We start from the raw sequence: 19,506 nt of genomic DNA, 5'->3' as shown, positions 1-19,506 counted from the left end.
GTTAGAGGTGTGTAGGATGGATTTGGAGGCAGTACGATCGTTTATTGAAGTGAAGCATACGCGAAGTTTATCAAAGGCAAGTAAGATTTTACATATATCTCAACCAGCGCTTAGTAAACAAATTCAAAAGTTAGAAGCGGATTTAGAGGTTACTTTACTTAAACGTTCTGCGCAAGGAGTAGAGTTAACGGAGGCAGGAGAGTTATTTATAAAAAGAATGTTACCAATTTTGGAGCAAATAAATGAAGTGAAAACAGAAATGAGGGGGTATCAAGAGAACCGGAAGTTTTCAATTGGTATACTACCGAGTTTAGCGGAGTATTACATATCAGAATGTAAAGATATATTAGGTGATGAGTTCGAAGTGGAATGGCAAATCGGACATACGGAAGTATTAAGAGAGTTATTTAAAGCGCGGGAGATTGACGCGATGTTCATCGATTCAGTAGTAGAAGGTGCTACGTATATAAAAGAAGTGCAACAAGAGAAAATTGTTTGTGCCGTTTCAAATAATCATTCGTACAAAGAGAAGATAGTCATTCAAATAGAAGAGCTGCACAATGAAAAATTAATTGTATATCCAGAAATATGTGATGTAAGGAAAATGATTATGAACATGTTTCATGAAATAGGTGTAAAACCAACTATAGCTGTGGAAACATCTTACGCAGAACCGATGCTTGCAATGGTAAAAGCTGGCCTTGGTATCACGTTACTTCCAGAAAGGGCAGTAGAGCAGTCTGTAAGGCAAGGAAATGTACATGTAATTTCTGTTGAACCACCACTCATGCGGAAAATTTATTTCGTATCCCATACGAAAGATTGTTTGTTATTACAATCATTTGAGGATAGGTAGTGAGGTAGGCGGAATATTGAGAAAGATTACAATCACATTGAAAGGAACATGAAATTTTTAAAAAAACTAGGTCAAAAACAAACCATTACATGGTATGATTAGTACATTGTTAGTTGTTAAATATAGGGGAATTCCCTTTTTATACATAATGCCTTCCATTTCATAAACGGAACGGACAAAAAAAGAGATATAACTAGGAGGCTTTTTTGCATGGATTCTATCCTGACGATCGTTATCATTGTAGTAAGCTCTATTCTAGTGCTGCTCATGATAGAGCTTGTGATAAGAAATCGTTCATATAAAGATATTGAAGCACTGGAGCAGTGGAAACAAGAGATAAAAGATAAACCTGTGGCAGATGAACTAAAACGGGTAAAAGATTTAAACATGACGGGTCAAACAGAAGAACTGTTTGGTAAATGGCGTGAAGAATGGGATGAAATTGTATCAACAACCCTTCCGAAAGCTGACAAAGATTTAGCGCAAGCGCGAAAATTCGCCTCGCAATTCTCCTTCCGAAAAGCAAAGCATGCGATGAACGAATCCATAAGTGGTTTAGATGACGCTGATAATCGTATTACGGACATTTTAAATGAATTACAGCAATTGTTAGAAAGCCATGAGAAAAATAGCTCGGAAATTGAAGGGTTACGTGATACATATCGTAGTATGAAAAAGAGTGTTCTTGCTCATAGACATATGTATGGAGCAGCAGAGCAGAAAATCGAAGAGATGCTAGACGCTGAATCTGAGAAATTTAAAACCTTTGAAGAAGCGACAAACAATGGCGACTATTTAAAAGCGAGAGAAATTGTTATTAGTTTGGAAGAAGGTTTAGCAGATTTAGAAATCATTATTCACCAAATTCCAGATTTATTGGTAGAGTGTCAAGCGACGTTACCAGTTCAGCTGGAAGATTTATTACACGGACACAATGATATGGTAAGACAAGGTTATGTATTAGATTATTTGGAAGTCCCTAAAGAAGTTCGTGATATGACGAAACAACTACAAACATGTTTAATGGATATACAGGAGCTTCATATAACAGAAGCGACTGAAAAAGTAGAAAACTTAAAAACACGTTTAGATGGCTTCTACGATCAACTGGAACAAGAAGTACATGCGAGACATTATGTGGAGCAAAAAACACTTTCTGTTTATGATGATTTAGAAGAAATGCGTATCGAAACGATTGAAACGAAAACAGAAACACAACTTGTGAAACAAAGCTATCAGTTACAAGATAAAGACATTGAGTCTCAAAAAGTAATTGAAAAGCAAATGCACATTTTAACGAAACGTTTTGAAATGCTACAATTACGCGTTGCAGAACAAGATATTGCCTTCTCTATTATTCGTGAGGAACTAGAAGAGGTTTATGAGCAATGTGAAACGTTAAAAGTACTTCATGCAGAATATAAAGAAATGCTGCAAGCGATGCGCAAAGAAGAATTTGAAGCACGTGAGAAGTTACAAGAAATGCGAAATACTATTTTCGAAACGAAACGCTTTATGCAAAAGTCGAATTTGCCAGGTCTTCCAGAGAGTATTATGGAAGATTTAAAAAGAGGGCAAATGGCAATGCAAGCTGTATATGAACAATTAGAAGTGAAGCCGTTAAATATGAACGCTGTAAATAGCAGTTTAGAAGAAGCATACACAACTGTGAACGGTGTGGCTGAAATGACAGAAGAGTTAATTGGACAAGCATATTTAGTGGAAAAATTAATTCAGTACGGTAACCGTTACCGTAGTCATGATGAAAACCTAGCAGAAAGTTTAAATTATGCTGAGAAATTATTCCGTGAATACCAATACGATGCAGCTTTAGAACAAGCGGCTTCAGTATTAGAGCAACTTGAACCTGGCGTTGTTCAAAAAATAGCTGAATATGTAGACAATGAACAAACCCTTTCATAAAAGGGTTTGTTTTTTTGTGTAATTTTGCAGACGATGTTGCTATAATGAATAGCGGAATACAGCAAGGTTATTCGTTTCAAAATAAAGTGAAACTGTAATCAGTAGGAGGATTCATCCCCATTGATTACTAGCCTTCACCAATCGGGCATTTACGGACAGCCCGACTCCTACCTAACTTCTTTGCTCTAACTGGATTTTGAGGTGAGAGTCTTATTGCCCGTTCATGCGGGATAAAGTGAAACTGTAATAGGAGGGCATCCTCGACAATTATTAGCCTTCACCAATCGAGATAAAATGGAACCTTTGCGTAGTCTTAGCGTAATGACACGTATTTATGATATGATTATACGATGTGATAGCGCTGAAAGGGGAAGAACGATGATCTATTTTGATAATAGTGCGACGACGAAGCCATATCCAGAAGCTCTTCAATCGTACGTGACGGTTGCTGGGAAATATTTTGGTAATCCTTCTTCTATTCATTCGCTTGGAGGAGAGGCAGAGCGTCTATTAACACAATCTAGAACGATTGCAGCGCAGCTTCTTCGTGTTAAGCCTTCTGAAATTATTTTCACATCAGGTGGAACGGAAGGAAATAACCTTGCGATTAAAGGGATAGCGATGAGGAATCGTTCGCGCGGCAAACATATCATTACAACAAATATTGAACACGCGTCTGTGTTTGAGGCATATAAGCAATTAGAAGAACTCGGGTTTGATGTAACATATTTACCGGTTAACGAGCATGGTGTTGTGTCGGTAGAAGATGTGAAACGAGCACTTCGTGAAGATACGATTCTTGTGTCAATTATTCATGTGAACAACGAAACTGGAGCAATTCAGCCCGTTGCTGAAATTGGAACGTTATTATCGAATCATCCGAAAATAAGATTCCATGTAGATCATGTACAAGGGATAGGGAAAGTACCGCTTGATTTATATGCGTCTCATATTGATCTTTGCTCAATATCTGGACATAAATTCCACAGTGTAAAAGGAACGGGTCTTCTTTATGTACGCGATGGCGTAAGATTAGATCCGATTTTATCAGGTGGTCAACAAGAGCTTAAGTATCGCTCTGGTACAGAAAATTTACCTGGCATTGTAGCGATGGTGAAAGCACTTCGTATGACAATGGAACAAGTGAAAGAAAAGGTAGCTCATTTGCAAAGTTTACAAGCAGAGCTTGTTCGTTTCTTTAAAGAGATGGAAGATGTAACGATTAACACGTCGCTTGCATATGCAGCACCGCACATTTTAAATGTATCATTTGTTGGTTTAAAACCAGAAGTAGTCGTTCATGCTTTAGAAGAACACGGTGTATATGTGTCAACGAAATCTGCTTGTTCTTCAAAAGCAAATGAAGTGAGCAGAGTGTTAGTGTCAATGGGAGTGCCGCATGCAGCAGCTGCAAGCGCTATTCGTATTAGTTTGGCACCAGAAAACACAATGGAAGAAGTAAAACAATTTGAAGGTATTGTAAAAGAGACGATGCCAAAATTATATGAAGTGATGAGGTAAAGAAATTATGTTGAAATATGAATATATTTTAGTACGTTACGGAGAAATGACGACAAAAGGTAAGAACCGTTCTAAGTTTGTAAGCACATTAAAAGATAACGTGAAGTTCAAACTGAAAAAATTCCCAAATATTAAAATCGATGCAACACACGATCGTATGTACATCCAGTTAAATGGTGAAGATCATGAAGCAGTCTCTGAAAGATTGAAGGATGTATTCGGTATTCATAAGTTTAACTTAGCGATGAAAGTACCATCAGAATTAGAAGACATTAAAGAAGGTGCATTAGCAGCTTTCTTACAAGTAAAAGGTGATGTGAAAACATTTAAAATTACTGTACACCGTTCTTATAAGCATTTCCCAATGAGAACGATGGAATTATTACCTGAGATTGGCGGACACATTCTAGAAAACACAGAAGATATTACAGTAGATGTTCATAATCCAGATGTAAATGTACGCGTAGAGATCCGCAGTGGCTATAGCTATATCATGTGCGATGAGCGTATGGGAGCTGGCGGTTTACCAGTTGGCGTTGGCGGAAAAGTAATGGTACTTCTTTCTGGTGGTATTGATAGCCCAGTAGCAGCTTACTTAACGATGAAACGTGGCGTATCTGTGGAAGCAGTTCACTTCCATAGTCCACCTTTCACAAGTGAGCGTGCAAAACAAAAAGTAATCGATTTAGCGCAAGAGTTAACGAAGTATTGTAAACGAGTAACGCTTCACCTTGTTCCGTTTACAGAAGTGCAAAAAACGATTAATAAAGAAATCCCATCTAGCTATTCAATGACGGTTATGCGCCGTATGATGATGCGTATTACAGAACGTATTGCTGAGGAGCGTAACGCACTTGCAATTACGACTGGTGAAAGTCTTGGACAAGTAGCAAGCCAAACGTTAGATAGTATGCATACGATTAACGAAGTAACAAACTATCCAGTTATTCGTCCGCTTATTACGATGGATAAATTAGAGATTATTAAAATCGCTGAAGAAATCGGCACGTATGATATTTCAATTCGTCCATATGAAGATTGCTGTACTGTGTTTACACCAGCAAGCCCAGCGACGAAGCCGAAACGTGAAAAAGCAAATCGTTTTGAAGCGAAATACGATTTCACACCATTAATCGATGAAGCTGTAGCGAATAAAGAAACAATGGTATTACAAACGGTAGAAGTAGTGGCGGAAGAAGAAAAATTTGAAGAACTTTTCTAAAACCATAAATTACCATATCTAAAACGTGTATGAAGTCATGTTATTTATCACACTCTATACTCACAAGGAGGTGATATAACATGTCACGTAGCACAAATAAATTAGCGGTTCCTGGTGCTGAATCAGCATTAGACCAAATGAAATACGAAATCGCTCAAGAGTTTGGTGTTCAACTTGGAGCAGATGCAACAGCTCGCGCTAACGGTTCTGTTGGTGGTGAAATCACTAAACGTCTAGTTTCACTAGCTGAGCAACAATTAGGCGGTTTCCAAAAATAATCCCATATGATGGCTTAGAAAGAGCGGGTTCTCCCGCTCTTTCTTTTTTTGTGTTGTGTCGCTATTTGTCGGTAAGTCGATGTAATTTCGTTTACTAATTCGACAGAACTGAAAAATTTGTCAAAAGAAGAGGGTTCAAAATTAACAGAAAATTCTTTATTATATAAAGGAGGCATAAAGAAAAGGGAGGATATTTTATGAAGCGAGAAGAATTGTTGGCGCCACCGTCTTATAATTTAGTTTCTGAAATAGAGAAATATACAGGTGATAAAGGGAAGTTAGCTTTAATTTGGCAAGATGATAAAGGGAATCGAAGGGAAGTTACATACGCTGAATTAATGCAAGGTGCGAATAAAATTGGAAACGCTTTTATAAAAAGTGGTTTGCAAAAAGGGGACAAGCTTCTCATTATGATGCCGCGTTTAATTGAAGCGTATATGACGTATATTGCTGCTATTAAAGCAGGATTTGTCGTAATTCCAAGCTCGGAAATGTTACGTAAAAAAGATATAGAATATCGAATTGGACATGGAGAAGTAAAAGCGATAGTAAGCTATGAGCCGTATATTAGGCAGTTTGATGATATAGAAGCGATGGAATCTCTTCGAAAATTTGTCCTGAGCGAGCAGTCAGTAGATGGATGGGTTAATTTAAAAACAGCGTTAGAAACAGAGAGTGACATATTAGAAATGGCGAAGACAGATAAAGAAGATATGGTCTTTTTATCTTACACGTCAGGAACGACAGGAAATCCAAAAGGTGTCGTTCATACACATGCGTGGGCATACGCTCATTTACGTACGAGCGCTCCAAATTGGCTCGGAATTGAAGAGAATGATATTGTATGGGCAACAGCTAGTCCAGGCTGGCAAAAGTGGATTTGGAGCCCGTTTTTAGCAACTTTAGGATCAGGGGCAACAGGGTTTGTATATCACGGTAAGTTTGAACCGAAAACGTACCTAAACTTATTAGACGATAATAAGGTGAATGTACTTTGTTGTACACCGACTGAGTATAGATTAATGGCAAAGGTAGAAGATTTAAGCCAGTACAATTTAGAGGCACTACATAGCGCTGTATCGGCAGGTGAGCCGTTAAATAGAGAAGTCATTGAAACGTTCAAAAAGCACTTTCATATTACAGTGAGAGACGGCTATGGGCAAACGGAAAACACATTACTTGTTGGTGTAATGAAAGGGATGGATATTAGACCAGGATCAATGGGGAAACCAACGCCAGGTAACCATGTCGATATCGTAAATGAGGAAGGTACTCCAGTTAAAGTAGGCGAAGTTGGTGATATTGCAGTTCACATTGAAACGCCGGCCCTCTTTAAACAATATTACAAAGACGATGAGCGTACAGCGATGCAATTTCGCGGTGATTATTATATTACAGGTGATAAAGCGAAGAAAGATGAAGACGGCTACTTCTGGTTTGAAGGGCGCGGCGATGATATCATTATCAGCTCTGGTTATACAATCGGGCCGTTTGAAGTAGAGGATGCACTTGTAAAACATCCTTACGTAAGAGAATGTGCAGTTGTCGCAAGTCCTGATGAAATTCGTGGAAGTGTCGTGAAGGCATTTATCGTATTAAGAGAGAATATACAAAAGAACGAAGAAACACTAATTCCAACACTCCAACAACACGTCAAAGAACTCACTGCACCATATAAATACCCTCGCAAAATTGAATTTGTAGATGAACTACCAAAAACGATTTCTGGGAAAATTCGCCGTATTGAACTTAGAAAACAAGAGATGGAGATTCCGTCAAAATAATTTTGAAAACAGTGAAGTAAATAGTTGAATGAAATGTAAATCAATGATAAAATAAAAACGAACACAAGTTCGATTTTATAAATTTAAAAAAGAGGTGTCCGTATGATTTTAGGTATTAATCCGTACTTAGTTTTAGATGGTGGTGGGCAAGAAGCTGTACAGTTTTATAAAGAGGCTTTAGATGCAAAAGTAGAAGTCATGCAAACTTTTGGTGACATGCCTGAAAATCCAGAATACCCGATTCCAGCTGAAGCGAAAGAGCGCGTTTTACACGCTACTTTAAAAGTTGGTAATACGGATCTTATGATTTCTGATACATTCCCAGGTCAAGGGCATGCAATCGGATCTCAAGTAACAATCGCAATTCAAATTAGTAATGCAGAAAAAGCAAAAGAAGTATTCGATAAGTTACAAGAAGGTGGAGAAGTTATCATGCCACTTCAAGAAACATTCTGGAGCCCAGCATACGGACAAGTAAAAGATAAATTTAATATTGAATGGCAAGTTACAACGTCTACTACTGAACAAAAGTAATTTTTAGAAAAGCACCATGTTTTGAAATGGTGCTTTTTTTTATACAATAAAAAATAAAGGAGATGGGATATATGGGAGAAATTTGGTATGGCGGCACCATTTACACAATGAGAGAAGAAAATGAAAAAGTGGGCGCTGTTTACGTTGAAAACGGTACGATCGTTGATGTTGGAAGTAAAGAAGAGTTAGAAAACCAATATGCCGCGGTTACATTGCACGATTTAAAAGGCAAAACAATGATTCCAGGTCTCGTTGATAGCCACATGCACCTTATTGGGCATGGGGAGAGATTGCTTCGTTTAGATTTATCAAATTGCACATCTTATGGTGAAGTGCTTACTCTTGTTCAGAAGCGAGTAGAAGAAGCTCCAAAGGGCTCTTGGATTATTGGAGAAGGATGGAATGAAAATAACTTTACAGATACGAAAGATGTTCATGCGCGTGATTTAGATGAAATTTCGAAAGAACATCCCATTTTATTAAAGCGAGTTTGTCGTCACGTTACATGGGTGAATTCATACATACTGCAAGAAGCGAATATAACAAAAGCGACAGAAAATCCAAAAGGCGGGAAAATTGGTAGGGATTCATCAAATAAGTTAACAGGGCTTTTATATGAACAAGGGCAAGAATTAATTAAACATGTTCAGCCAGAAATTGATGAAGCTTATTTACAAAGAGCTCTGCAAACAGCGATTAAAGATTGCTGGAAATACGGACTTGTTGGCGGGCATACGGAAGATTTAAATTATTATGGTGGTTTTAGAAAAACATATAATGCGTTTTCTCACGTTATAAAAGAAATGCCATTTAAAGCCCATTTGCTCGTTCACCATGAAGTAGCACATGAACGAAAAGAATATGAAAATGAACATTATATTGAATTTGGGGCAATGAAAATTTTTTCTGACGGTTCTTTTGGCGGAAGAACAGCATTATTAAGTGAACCGTATGAAGATGCGAAGGAAACGAATGGGGTTGCGATTTTCTCACGTGAAGAACTTGCAGAATTAGTGAGGAAAGCACGAAACTTACATATGCCAGTTGCGATTCATACTATCGGTGACTTATCGCTTGAATATGTCATTGATGTACTCGAATTATATCCACCAGCAGAAGGGGTGCGTGACCGCATTATTCATTGTCAGCTTGCTCGTGAAGAGTTGATAGAAAGAATGAAAAACTTGCAAGCCATTATCGATATACAGCCAGTCTTTCTTTCATCAGATTTTCCGTCAGTCATTGAAAAACTAGGCGAGCACCGTCTTCGTTATGCGTACGCTTGGAAGACGTTACTGGAAGCAGGATTACACTGCAACGGTGGCTCAGACGCTCCCATTGAACAAGTAAATCCGTTTCTAGGCATATATAGCGCTGTTACACGTAGAAGTTTTATTGACGGTATATGCTATATGCCTGAGGAAAGATTAACGGTATATGAGGCTGTTTCTTTATTTACAACAGGAAGTGCCTATGCAATTGGAAAAGAAGCGAAGCGAGGGCAAATTACAAAAGGATATGAAGCAGACTTTACAATATTAGACCGCAATATTTTTGAAATTGAGGCAGAAGAAATAAAAGAAGTACAAGCAGAAATGACCGTAATAGATGGCCAAGTTGTCTATAGAAAAGATGCGTAAAAATATATGAGCGGTTTTCGGAATATATCGAATTACCGACAAAAACTGACAAGAATAACGGCCGGATAGTAAGAGAGTATTGTTCGCGTCAATCGGGGGAAATAAATAACCGCAGAATTATGGAATTTCATAATTCTGCGGTTATTTTAATCTTATAAAAACGTTCTCTGTACTTTTTCCCAGAAAGAATTGTTTTTTAATTTAACTGTTTTAATTTGTTTATCGCTTAAGCGTACAACAGCTTTTTCCACTTGTTTAATGCTAAGCGCTTCGTTATCCATGCCGATAACAGGATAATCGTTACCGTCTGGTCTTAGTTTTAAAGTTAATGTACGTTCGTGATTTAAAATGAAAGGTGAACCGAGCGTACGGTAAGTGTTGTTGTTTAAAGATGCTAGTTCGCTTACTTGGAAACATGGGATAAGCGGGTCAACAACTGCACCATGCAATGATTTATTGTAAGCAGTACTTCCTGTTGGGGTAGAAACCACTAAACCGTCCCCTCTAAATGTTTCGAAATATAAATCATCAACATGAACATCTACAACGAATGTTTTAATAATGCTAGAACGTAATGAGAACTCATTTAAACAATGGAAAGATGTACTGCCATCTACATCTACTTGAATTGTTGGATATTTTCGCACTTCAATTTCATTTTTTGTAATTTCTTGAAGGGCTGTATCAACGTGATCAATATGGAAATCGCAGTAGAAAGAAATTTCATCTTTCGTAGAAATCCCTGCGTATAAGCAATCTTCTCTAAAACCAGTTTTACGAACGGCTTGTAAGAAGGTTGCATCATCTCCAACACTGACGATAGCGTTTGCATTTTTTGGATGATCTAATATGGTAAATCCATTCTCTTCTAAAATACGATAGATTGGTTTCATTTTTTCAACGAGCGTTGCTTTGTCATCACCATAAAAGAAAAATAAATTGCGACGATCTGCCATTATGTATCCCTCCACTGCAGTTAAATTTTCTGTTTTTCGTGCTACATATCATTAGAGTCCGTTCCCTGATGATATGTTCAAATAATATATTTCGATATAAATTGTCAAAATACCTTTTTATTTTTAGAAAAATTTTTATATTCAATCTTATAAAACTCTGTTTAACGATGAATAAACTTGTCGATAATGGGTACGGAGTGAAAGGATGATACGTATGAAGTGGCTCGTAATTGGAATAATAATTCTTCTTCTTTTTATTTTGTTTATACTATTGTCGAAAATAAAGCTTAAGGTGACATTTTTATATTCAGAAATAGAAAAGCAATGTTTGCTTCAAGTGAAAATATGGATGATTCGATATACATTTGATGTGTTGGAAAGAATTGAAAAACAGCAGAAAAAGACAGGACAGAAAATCGAAAAAGCTGAAGAGGACGGCGGACTCGATAATAAAATTATGGCGCAACTTGACAGCATTGGTGAACTGATAAAAAAGCTTCAAGAAGTTCATACTATTGTTAAAGATTTTCTCAAACGAGTGAAAATCAATGGTTGGAAATGGCATACACAAATTGGAGCAGGCGATGCAGCTAGTACTGGAATTGTCACTGGATATGCATGGGGGACAAAAGGTATGGCTGCTGGAGTTGTCGGACAATATATGCATATTGTCGACGTACCAGAATTTGAAATTACCCCAGTTTTTCAAGGGAAAGGATTTGCATCAAGATGCGAGTTAACAGCATCTTTTCGTATATTCCGCGCTATAAAAACTGGCGTCAAATTACTTGTATTTATGAGAAGACAAAGATCTGGTATGACAGAAAAATCTGTTCAAGCATAGGGGGGATATAGAATGGACCATCCAATTCAAGGTTTAATGACAACAGCAATGCAGCATTTAAAACAAATGACTGATGTAAATACAATTGTTGGTGACCCAATTAAAGCGGCAGATGGAAGCGTAATTCTTACAGTTTCGAAAGTAAGTTTCGGATTTGCTGCTGGTGGAAGTGAATTTGGTAAAGTAGAACATTCAGGCCGTCATCCATTTGGCGGGGGAAGTGGTGGAGGAGTTTCTATTAATCCTGTTGCCTTTCTTGTTATAAATGGAGATGGTGTGAAAGTATTGCACTTAGATAAACAAACACACGTCATCGATAAAATAATTGAATTAGCGCCACAAGCTGTTGATAAAGTGAAAGAAATGATGGATAAACGAAAAGAAGATGATCCTGAATTTCAAATTTAACGAATAAAGAAGCTAATCAATAGGTTAGCTTCTTTATTTTTTTGTAAATAAAGCGATTTTATTTGCATTATCGATAGGGACAAACTATCATTTACATTGTACATATTTTGTTTAAATAAGGGAGGATTTTCAAGTGGCAAACGTAACTTTTAAAGGTAATCCAATGACTTTAGTTGGAACAGAAGTTAAAGTTGGCGATCAAGCGCCAAACTTCCAAGTATTAGCAAACGACTTATCTCCAGTAAGTTTAGAAACATACAAAGGTGAAGTAAAATTAATTAGTGTTGTACCTTCAATCGACACAGGTGTGTGTGATGCACAAACTCGTCGTTTTAACCAAGATGCAGCAGGTATTGAAAACGCGAAAGTATTAACAATTAGCGCTGATTTACCATTCGCTCAAAAACGCTGGTGTGCAGCAAACGGTTTAGAAAATGTTGTAACACTTTCTGACCACCGCGACCTTTCATTCGGTGAAGCTTACGGCTTAGTAATGAAAGAGCTTCGTTTACTTGCTCGTGCAGTATTCGTAGTAGATAGCAATGACAAAGTAGTTTACGCAGAATACGTAAGCGAAGGTACAAGCCATCCAAACTATGAAGCAGCATTAGAAGCAGCTAAATCTGCGAAGTAATGTGATGAAAATGACCTCTTATAAAGAGGTCGTTTTTTCTCATATATTGCTCTGTAACAGCATCGATATATGAGAAAAAACGTTATATCATATATAACTAAAGGGGAGCTCTTTACAGGAGGTCGCTTTTTCTTTTTGGAAAAAATCACTTTGTGGTATGATATAAGTTATGTGTAAAAGAGAGAAGGAGGAATGTACGTGAGTCAGACAGTAGAAACATTATTTTCTATTTTTGATTCTTCTGCGGTAGTTTTACGTAAAGAATTAGATGTAACATATTTAGAGGCGCTTGTAGAAACAGGTGATAACTTGTTTGAGGGAGCGATTTTACAAGAGGAATTATCCGAATCAGCAATTGAAAGGCTGAATCGTGAATATAGTACGTTTAATGAAGAAACATATAAAGGTGAAGAAATTCGTAAAGCATTTCAGTTAGCCATCTTAAAAGGAATGAAAGAAGGCGTACAAGCGAATCATGAAATGACGCCTGATGCAGTTGGAATGTTCATGAGTTACTTATTCCATAAATTTATGCAAGGTCAAAATGAAATTACAGTTTTAGATCCTGCAATTGGAACAGGTAATTTAATGACTACAGTGTTTAATAGCGCCAAAGAAGGACTAACAATGAGTGGATTTGGTGTAGAAGTGGATGAAGTGCTAATTAAACTTGCTTTAGTAAATGCAAATTTACAAAAGCATGCAATCGAATTCTTCCATCAAGATGGACTAGCACCACTTTATATCGATCCAGTTGATGCAGTCGTTTCAGACTTACCGGTTGGTTATTATCCAAACGAAATTGGTGCAAGTGAATATAAATTAAAAGCAGATGAAGGAATGTCGTATGCCCATCACTTATTTATTGAACAAAGTGTGAAACATACGAAAGAGGGCGGTTACTTATTCTTCTTAGTACCAAACTTCATTTTTGAAAGTGACCAGGCACCAAAATTACATGCATTTATTAAAGAAACATGCTTTATTCAAGGGTTATTACAGCTTCCTGTTTCCATGTTTAAAAACGAGAAAAATGCAAAAAGTATATTTGTTCTCCAAAAGAAAGGCGCTAATGTAACAATGCCAAAACAGGCATTATTAGTTGAGTTACCTAAATTCTCTAACATGAAGGCGATGGAAGACATTATGGATCAATTAAATACTTGGTTTGCAACACATAAATAAAGCTGGGTATATGTAACAGCATTAGTGATTCATGTAGTACAGTTTTATATAATATGTCATATTTTTAAATATATACAAGATTTAACTGAATTTTTTTGAAATCTGTAATATATATTTTTTCTTGGTGTTACAATTTTTTCACTTGAAATATATGTCGGACGATGTTTAAATTAAAATCGTGAGTATAAAATTTGCTAATGATGAAACGTTTTCATATTTAGTGAATTTGATCAGATAAAATCGAGCGGTTTGTGGAAACATCCACACAACTACCAAGAGAAAAAGGGGCGAAAGACTAGATGTCAAAAATCATCGCGATTAACGCAGGAAGCTCTTCCTTAAAATTCCAATTATTTGAAATGCCAAGTGAAACAGTATTAACAAAAGGTTTAGTAGAACGTATCGGTTTAGAAGATAGTATCTTCACTATTACTGTAGATGGCGAAAAACAAAAAGAAATTACAAACATTCCAGATCACGCAGTAGCAGTTAATATGCTTCTTAAAAAGTTAACTGAAAACGGAATCGTTAAATCTCTAGATGAGATTGGCGGTATCGGTCACCGTGTTGTTCACGGCGGCGAAAAATTTGCTGACTCTGTTTTAATTACTGATGAAGTATTAGCTGATATCGAAGAATTAAGCGATTTAGCACCACTTCATAACCCAGCAAACGTTGTTGGTATTAAAGCATTCCAAGAAGTATTACCAAACGTACCAGCAGTAGCAGTATTCGATACAGCATTCCACCAAACAATGCCGGAATCTGCATTCCTATACAGCTTACCATATGAGTACTATGAAAAATTCGGCATCCGTAAATACGGTTTCCACGGAACTTCTCATAAATATGTAACTGAGCGTGCGGCTGAATTATTAGGTCGTCCAATTGAAAGCTTAAGCTTACTTTCTTGTCACTTAGGTAACGGTGCAAGTATCGCAGCAGTAGAAGGCGGTAAATCTATTGATACTTCTATGGGCTTCACTCCACTTGCTGGTGTAACAATGGGTACACGTTCTGGTAACCTTGACCCTGCGTTAATTCCATACATCATGGAAAAAACAGGCCAAACAGTAGAAGAAGTAGTTAACGTATTAAACAAGAAGAGTGGTATGTTAGGTCTTACTGGTTACTCTAGTGACCTACGTGACATCATTGCGAAAGAAGAAGAAGGCGACCACCGTGCGAAAGTAGCACTTGATGTATTCGTAAGCCGTATCCACAAATACATCGGTTCTTACACTGCTCGTATGAAAGGTGTAGACGCAATCATCTTCACAGCTGGTGTAGGTGAAAACAGTGCGATTATTCGTGAGCGCGTATTAGAAGGTCTTGAGTACATGGGCGTATACTTCGATGCAAAACGTAATAACGTATTCGGTGAAGAAGCATTCATCAGCTTCCCACACTCTCCAGTAAAAATTATCGTAATTCCAACTGACGAAGAAGTTATGATTGCTCGTGACGTACTACGTCTTGGAGATATTGGTTAATATATGAAAAGAAAGACGAAATCCTATAGGATTTCGTCTTTTTTCTTTTGGATGTATTTTAAAACTCCATCTGGATATAATATTTTTTCTTTCTGAATGAATGCCGTAATAGGAATCCATTTCGCATACGCTACTGTTTCCTCATCTTGTATATTTAATATTTCCATTTCATATAGTGACGTGTCTAATAAACGCAAAGAATATAGTTGAATGATTTCATGACCAATGTCTCGATCTAGATGAAAGATATTTTCTAAACAACCTAAATAATTGGTGATTTCCACTTCTGTATGAAGCTCTTCCCTAAATTCACGACTAACGGTATGTGCTGATTGTTCACCAAGTTCAATTGAACCACCAAGAGGTCGGTAAAATGTTTCATCGGCTGAATGATATTCTTGTACAAGAAGACGCCCGTGATGTATAGCAATGCCAAAAGCCTTTGCACGTGGATACATATACAATCGCTCCTTATTTTTTTGTATAAGGAAGATTATAATGTGTTTTGTAGTAAAGGTGTCATGTATTTAAGAATGTGGTCTAATCGTAATTCTATCAAATAAGTCTTTCCAAAATGCTTCATTGTATTGGTATACATCCATAATAGGACATTTCATAACGCAAACACGTTGTAATCCCCAATCTTCTTGGGTGATAGTTGGTATATCGGCAGGAATTAGTAACAGGACAGAGAATGTATGTGTAACGATTTGAGATAAAATTTGTTCTAGGGAACATGCTTCTTCATATGTTCCTCCAGTTCGAATAAATAATATGGATTCTGCCGTTTCAATTGTAGTTAGAAAACGATTAATACGATGTTCATAGTTTAACTTAATTTCTGTATAAGAAGGCCAGGAAGTTGGTGTGTTTACATCTGTTTTAAAGTCATGACAGGAGTCAATTTCATAAAGGTTGTCCCTTAATCTTAATTTTGCATCATCATCCCAAAATGAGATGAAGGATAAATTTTCGAAATTTAAAAAGCGGTCAAATCGATTTTGTAATAATACATTCACTTTTTCTAATGAGGGGCTTAGCATAAAATCAATAACGCCCAAAAATGGTGATAATCCTAATTGATATAATGCCCAAGCAGGCCAGCAGTTTTGTCCTAAGCTGAATACCGCATTATATTCTTTTTTTATATCGGATAGATTCATGTGATTTATCTCATCCTTTTTTTAAATATTTTATGCCATTCAAAAATGATATGTGAATAAAGATAGACAAGCATATTTGCAAAGAATAAGCAGAAATATGTTACAATAGAAAAAAATCGAACGAGGTGGTTGTTACGATGCGATCGAAGCGAGAACAAGCCATTTTAGACAATATAAAAGAATGGGAAGCGCAATTAGTTGAGCAAGAAGCGACCGATTTTCAAAAAGTGTTTGATAAATGGTTACATACTACAGTTGCGAAATTACCTGAGAAAAAGCGAAAAGAATTCTTCACGAAAGCAGATGGATGGCTCTTTCATTTGCATGCATTTATTCAAAGTTCACAAGCACAGTTAGATGCACGTAATCGGATTTTAGGAACATCAAGATTATTTGATGAATCGATTGAACAGCTTGAAGATTTGAAAGCATTATCTATTGATCAATTAACATACATAGCAGAGCAGCAAACAGCACGTCATCGTCTATATTCATTTGTACAAGGCGGGGCAACAGGTGCTGGAGGTTTATTATTATTAACGGCGGATTTTCCGGTTATGATCGCGTTAAATGTGAAGGCAGTCCAACTTATTGCAACATCATTTGGACATGATGTGAACAAGCCGTATGAAATGATGCTTGCGTTAAAGGTGTTTCATGCGTCATTACTACCAGGAAGACTTCAGCAATATGCATGGTACAATTTATTGCAAGAGCTGGAGCAAGAAGATTCGTTCTTTTACGAAGGAGACGAAGCAGTGCTACAAACAGCTTCTACTGAGGTTGTGTTAAAACAAATTTTGAAGACATTTTCGATTTATGCTCTTCGTCGTAAATTATTCCAGGGTATACCGGTAATTGGAATGGCAATTGGATCTACAGTGAATTATCGTTTAACAAGAAACGTTACTGAATTTGCAAATAGATTTTATCAAGTGCGCCATATAGTCGAGAAAGAAAAAAGAGCATAAAAAAAAGCGAGAGGCCGAAGCCTTTCGCTTTTTTAATTCGTTGCATGTTTTTTGGACATTGGAACAGATACTGGCTGCTTTTCTGCTGTTTTTTCTGTTTTTGGATAATAAATTAAATCCAATGTTTTTGCCTGTACGGCAATCGAAAGAATAGTAAAAGCAATTTCTGTCCAATTTAAATAATATAATGAAAGCGCAAGAACAATCGCGTCAAAGACGAAGAAAATTTGCCCAATTGTAAAACGAGTTCGTTTACTTAATACAATTGTTAAAATATCGTCTCCACCGGTTGCACCGCCAAATCGTAATATAAAACCGAGTCCAATACCAGCTAACGCACCGCCAACTACTGCAGCTACAAATAAGTTATTTGATAAATCTACCGTAAATGGAGAATAATTTTCCATAAAGGAATAAAATACTCCGAATGAAATTGAACCTAGGAATGAATAACCAACCATTTTTCTACCTAAAAATGAAGCGCACAGTAAAATAATTGGGATATCCATTAATACAGTTGAAATAGATGGTGAAATATCATAAAAGTTTTGAATGAATAGTGCAATTCCTACAAAGCCACCTTCTGTTAAGTGGTTTTGGAAGTGAATGTGATATAGCGCTGCTGCTAAAATAAATGAACCGATTAAAACCATAAAAATTTCTTTAATAATTTGCCGACTTTGGATGTTCCTCATCGTTATTCCTTCTTTCCGTAGTTAGTAGTCCTTTTTGTGTTGTAAACTAACTACGAGCTCACATGTAGCTTTCAGTTAGTTTACGAAAAAACTAACTACGCTATATGTCGCTGAAGAAATAACGAATAATCCTCTCGTCCATCAATTCTCCCTACCTTCGTTTTAGTTTAAGTCTTAAAACGACTAAACAAAACGTGGAGTAGGATTCGTCATTTAGCAATCCTGCTCTTCTTTGTTTTGTTTAGTTAGTAACAATTAAGTCCTAAACAAAACGCTATGTGTAAGAAGAGTCTTTTTTTTGCCAAATTATCCTTCGGGCAATCATAATTTCCCCACTCTCGTATTTTTTTCGCTAGACTAAAGTATCTGAGCTGAAAAATACGCTACGTGTATGATTCGTCAATACGATGCCACATGCTCCTTCGAGCGATCATGATATCAAAATCCCTTCCTTCAAGATTTATACTATTATATCATACTTTTAAAAAATGTATGCGGATGGAAACCGACAATAAACGGAGGGAATCTACAAAAAATGTTATGTTTAAATATTTTTGTAGAAAAGCCTAAGTTATTTCGGAGGATTGGACAGTTTGTAATGGTTTGTCCAATAAGTAAGAAAAAAAGGGTTTTATTCCGTTGTATTCTTTTCATCACTTTTATCTTTAAAAAACGCATCCCAACTAATTACACTTAAAAAAGTTAAAGCGATAATAACGAAAGCACGCATAAGCTGTAGACCTCCTTTTGTACATAGTATATGAATCATTCGATTCGGAATGTGTCATTTTTTTACAAGTCTTAACTATTATGAGAGTATATTAATATAGATAGATGAGGGGGAGAATGAAGGTATGCTAAAAGAAATGTTCAAAAGAAAAGAATTAACATGCGTTTCGTGTAAGAAAAAGATTCAATATGAAGAGGAGCTTGTCGCTTTTGTAAAGTTGCCGAAAGAAAGAAGTATATTAGTTGGTCCATTTGATGTATGTTTGGCAAAAACAGCACAAGAAATATATTGTAAATCGTGTTACGACAAAAAAGCATGACCCAAAGTAATTGAGGGGCATGCTTTTTTCATTGGTGTGCTTTCCCCTCAGATACATTTTGAGTGAGTCGATACCAAAGCCAAAGGTCATTAATGATGGAAGCAAGATCGGCAATTTCTGAATTTAGTTTACAAGAAACTTCGAAGTCTTCTTCGTTATTTAAATAATGTTGTTTTGTATTAATAGAGTGCTCAAGTTCTTTTATACGATCAGGAATCTTTCCGCGAACTTGTTCCCATTTTAATAAAATAGCATGCTGCATCTTTTCGGGGATTTCTTCCCAGTCTTCTTGTAAATGTGGAATTTCAATTCCTAGATGTTCATCGTATAAGAAATATTTTTCCATAAGT

Annotated in this window: 20 protein-coding genes; 15 read left to right on the top strand and 5 right to left on the bottom strand. The window is 36.5% G+C overall.

The genetic code is table 11. From position 1 onward, the window contains the following. Nucleotides 1–16 precede the first annotated feature (16 nt). The 8 genes from MKY38_RS28635 (at nt 17) to MKY38_RS28600 (ending at nt 9,758) form a co-directional block, all read left to right on the top strand. Nucleotides 17–856: a LysR family transcriptional regulator gene (locus tag MKY38_RS28635; protein ID WP_070180560.1), complete on the top strand. Its 840-nt coding sequence runs from the start codon at nt 17–19 to the stop codon at nt 854–856. 210 nt (nt 857–1,066) lie between these two features. Further along, nucleotides 1,067–2,779 carry a septation ring formation regulator EzrA gene (gene ezrA, locus MKY38_RS28630; protein ID WP_065222727.1) on the top strand — a complete coding sequence of 571 codons (1,713 nt, stop codon included), beginning with the start codon at nt 1,067–1,069 and terminating at the stop codon, nt 2,777–2,779. Between the two features lie 378 nt (nt 2,780–3,157). Further along, nucleotides 3,158–4,300 (top strand): cysteine desulfurase family protein, encoded by a 1,143-nt coding sequence (locus tag MKY38_RS28625; protein WP_000638992.1) that lies wholly within the window; start codon nt 3,158–3,160, stop codon nt 4,298–4,300. A 7-nt stretch (nt 4,301–4,307) separates the two neighbouring features. Continuing rightward, on the top strand, nt 4,308–5,522 hold the full coding sequence (gene thiI / locus MKY38_RS28620) for a tRNA uracil 4-sulfurtransferase ThiI (protein WP_000922337.1): 1,215 nt from the start codon (nt 4,308–4,310) through the stop codon (nt 5,520–5,522). A gap of 80 nt (nt 5,523–5,602) precedes the next feature. Next, nucleotides 5,603–5,800 carry an alpha/beta-type small acid-soluble spore protein gene (locus MKY38_RS28615; RefSeq protein WP_000091639.1) on the top strand — a complete coding sequence of 66 codons (198 nt, stop codon included), beginning with the start codon at nt 5,603–5,605 and terminating at the stop codon, nt 5,798–5,800. Between the two features lie 197 nt (nt 5,801–5,997). Further along, nucleotides 5,998–7,584: an acyl-CoA synthetase MbcS gene (gene mbcS / locus MKY38_RS28610; RefSeq protein WP_341050934.1), complete on the top strand. Its 1,587-nt coding sequence runs from the start codon at nt 5,998–6,000 to the stop codon at nt 7,582–7,584. 102 nt (nt 7,585–7,686) lie between these two features. Next, nucleotides 7,687–8,118, top strand: coding sequence for a VOC family protein (locus tag MKY38_RS28605; RefSeq protein ID WP_025689065.1), 432 nt, complete (start codon nt 7,687–7,689; stop codon nt 8,116–8,118). A gap of 71 nt (nt 8,119–8,189) precedes the next feature. After that, nucleotides 8,190–9,758, top strand: a complete 1,569-nt coding sequence (locus MKY38_RS28600) for an amidohydrolase (RefSeq protein ID WP_065222728.1) — start codon at nt 8,190–8,192, stop codon at nt 9,756–9,758. A 152-nt stretch (nt 9,759–9,910) separates the two neighbouring features. Here the strand turns inward: MKY38_RS28600 and MKY38_RS28595 are convergent, their stop codons facing one another. Continuing rightward, entirely contained in the window at nt 9,911–10,714 is an 804-nt protein-coding gene (locus MKY38_RS28595; RefSeq protein WP_000785177.1) for an NAD kinase, read from the bottom strand. A 205-nt stretch (nt 10,715–10,919) separates the two neighbouring features. On the opposite strand from MKY38_RS28595, the gene MKY38_RS28590 reads away from it, so the two are divergent. The 5 genes from MKY38_RS28590 to ackA all read left to right on the top strand — a co-directional run bounded on the left by MKY38_RS28590 (nt 10,920) and on the right by ackA (nt 15,278). Beyond that, a complete protein-coding gene (locus MKY38_RS28590; RefSeq protein WP_065222729.1) occupies nt 10,920–11,558 on the top strand; it encodes a DUF2953 domain-containing protein in 639 nt (212 codons plus the stop codon). A 12-nt stretch (nt 11,559–11,570) separates the two neighbouring features. Beyond that, a complete protein-coding gene (ytfJ, locus tag MKY38_RS28585; protein WP_000350003.1) occupies nt 11,571–11,966 on the top strand; it encodes a GerW family sporulation protein in 396 nt (131 codons plus the stop codon). A 133-nt stretch (nt 11,967–12,099) separates the two neighbouring features. Further along, nucleotides 12,100–12,600: a thiol peroxidase gene (gene tpx / locus MKY38_RS28580; protein WP_000024525.1), complete on the top strand. Its 501-nt coding sequence runs from the start codon at nt 12,100–12,102 to the stop codon at nt 12,598–12,600. Nucleotides 12,601–12,798: 198 nt separating this feature from the next. Further along, nucleotides 12,799–13,785 (top strand): class I SAM-dependent methyltransferase, encoded by a 987-nt coding sequence (locus tag MKY38_RS28575; protein ID WP_000084367.1) that lies wholly within the window; start codon nt 12,799–12,801, stop codon nt 13,783–13,785. 299 nt (nt 13,786–14,084) lie between these two features. Continuing rightward, complete coding sequence (gene ackA / locus MKY38_RS28570; protein WP_000034575.1) at nt 14,085–15,278, top strand: acetate kinase; 1,194 nt, start codon at nt 14,085–14,087, stop codon at nt 15,276–15,278. A gap of 23 nt (nt 15,279–15,301) precedes the next feature. On the opposite strand, the gene MKY38_RS28565 is transcribed toward ackA, so the two are convergent. Together MKY38_RS28565 and MKY38_RS28560 are read right to left on the bottom strand one after the other, a co-directional pair. Further along, the gene (locus MKY38_RS28565; protein ID WP_065222730.1) at nt 15,302–15,736 is read right to left on the bottom strand and encodes an NUDIX hydrolase; all 435 of its coding nucleotides are present in this window, start codon (nt 15,734–15,736) and stop codon (nt 15,302–15,304) included. Between the two features lie 69 nt (nt 15,737–15,805). Next, a complete protein-coding gene (locus MKY38_RS28560) occupies nt 15,806–16,441 on the bottom strand; it encodes a DUF1796 family putative cysteine peptidase (RefSeq protein ID WP_341050930.1) in 636 nt (211 codons plus the stop codon). Between the two features lie 137 nt (nt 16,442–16,578). On the opposite strand from MKY38_RS28560, the gene MKY38_RS28555 reads away from it, so the two are divergent. Then, a complete protein-coding gene (locus MKY38_RS28555; RefSeq protein WP_001256853.1) occupies nt 16,579–17,412 on the top strand; it encodes an EcsC family protein in 834 nt (277 codons plus the stop codon). A 32-nt stretch (nt 17,413–17,444) separates the two neighbouring features. Here MKY38_RS28555 and MKY38_RS28550 read toward each other — a convergent pair whose 3' ends face one another. After that, on the bottom strand, nt 17,445–18,107 hold the full coding sequence (locus MKY38_RS28550; protein WP_341050927.1) for a YitT family protein: 663 nt from the start codon (nt 18,105–18,107) through the stop codon (nt 17,445–17,447). An 854-nt stretch (nt 18,108–18,961) separates the two neighbouring features. Between MKY38_RS28550 and MKY38_RS28545 the strand changes: the two genes are divergently transcribed. After that, nucleotides 18,962–19,156, top strand: a complete 195-nt coding sequence (locus MKY38_RS28545; protein ID WP_065222732.1) for a hypothetical protein — start codon at nt 18,962–18,964, stop codon at nt 19,154–19,156. Between the two features lie 28 nt (nt 19,157–19,184). Here MKY38_RS28545 and MKY38_RS28540 read toward each other — a convergent pair whose 3' ends face one another. Beyond that, nucleotides 19,185–19,502 (bottom strand): radical SAM protein, encoded by a 318-nt coding sequence (locus MKY38_RS28540; protein ID WP_065222733.1) that lies wholly within the window; start codon nt 19,500–19,502, stop codon nt 19,185–19,187. Between the last annotated feature and the right edge of the window lie 4 nt (nt 19,503–19,506).

It is taken from the genome of Bacillus sp. FSL R5-0585 (assembly GCF_038004545.1).
Lineage (GTDB): Bacteria > Bacillota > Bacilli > Bacillales > Bacillaceae_G > Bacillus_A > Bacillus_A cereus.
This window is presented reverse-complemented; position numbering and strand designations above follow the sequence as displayed.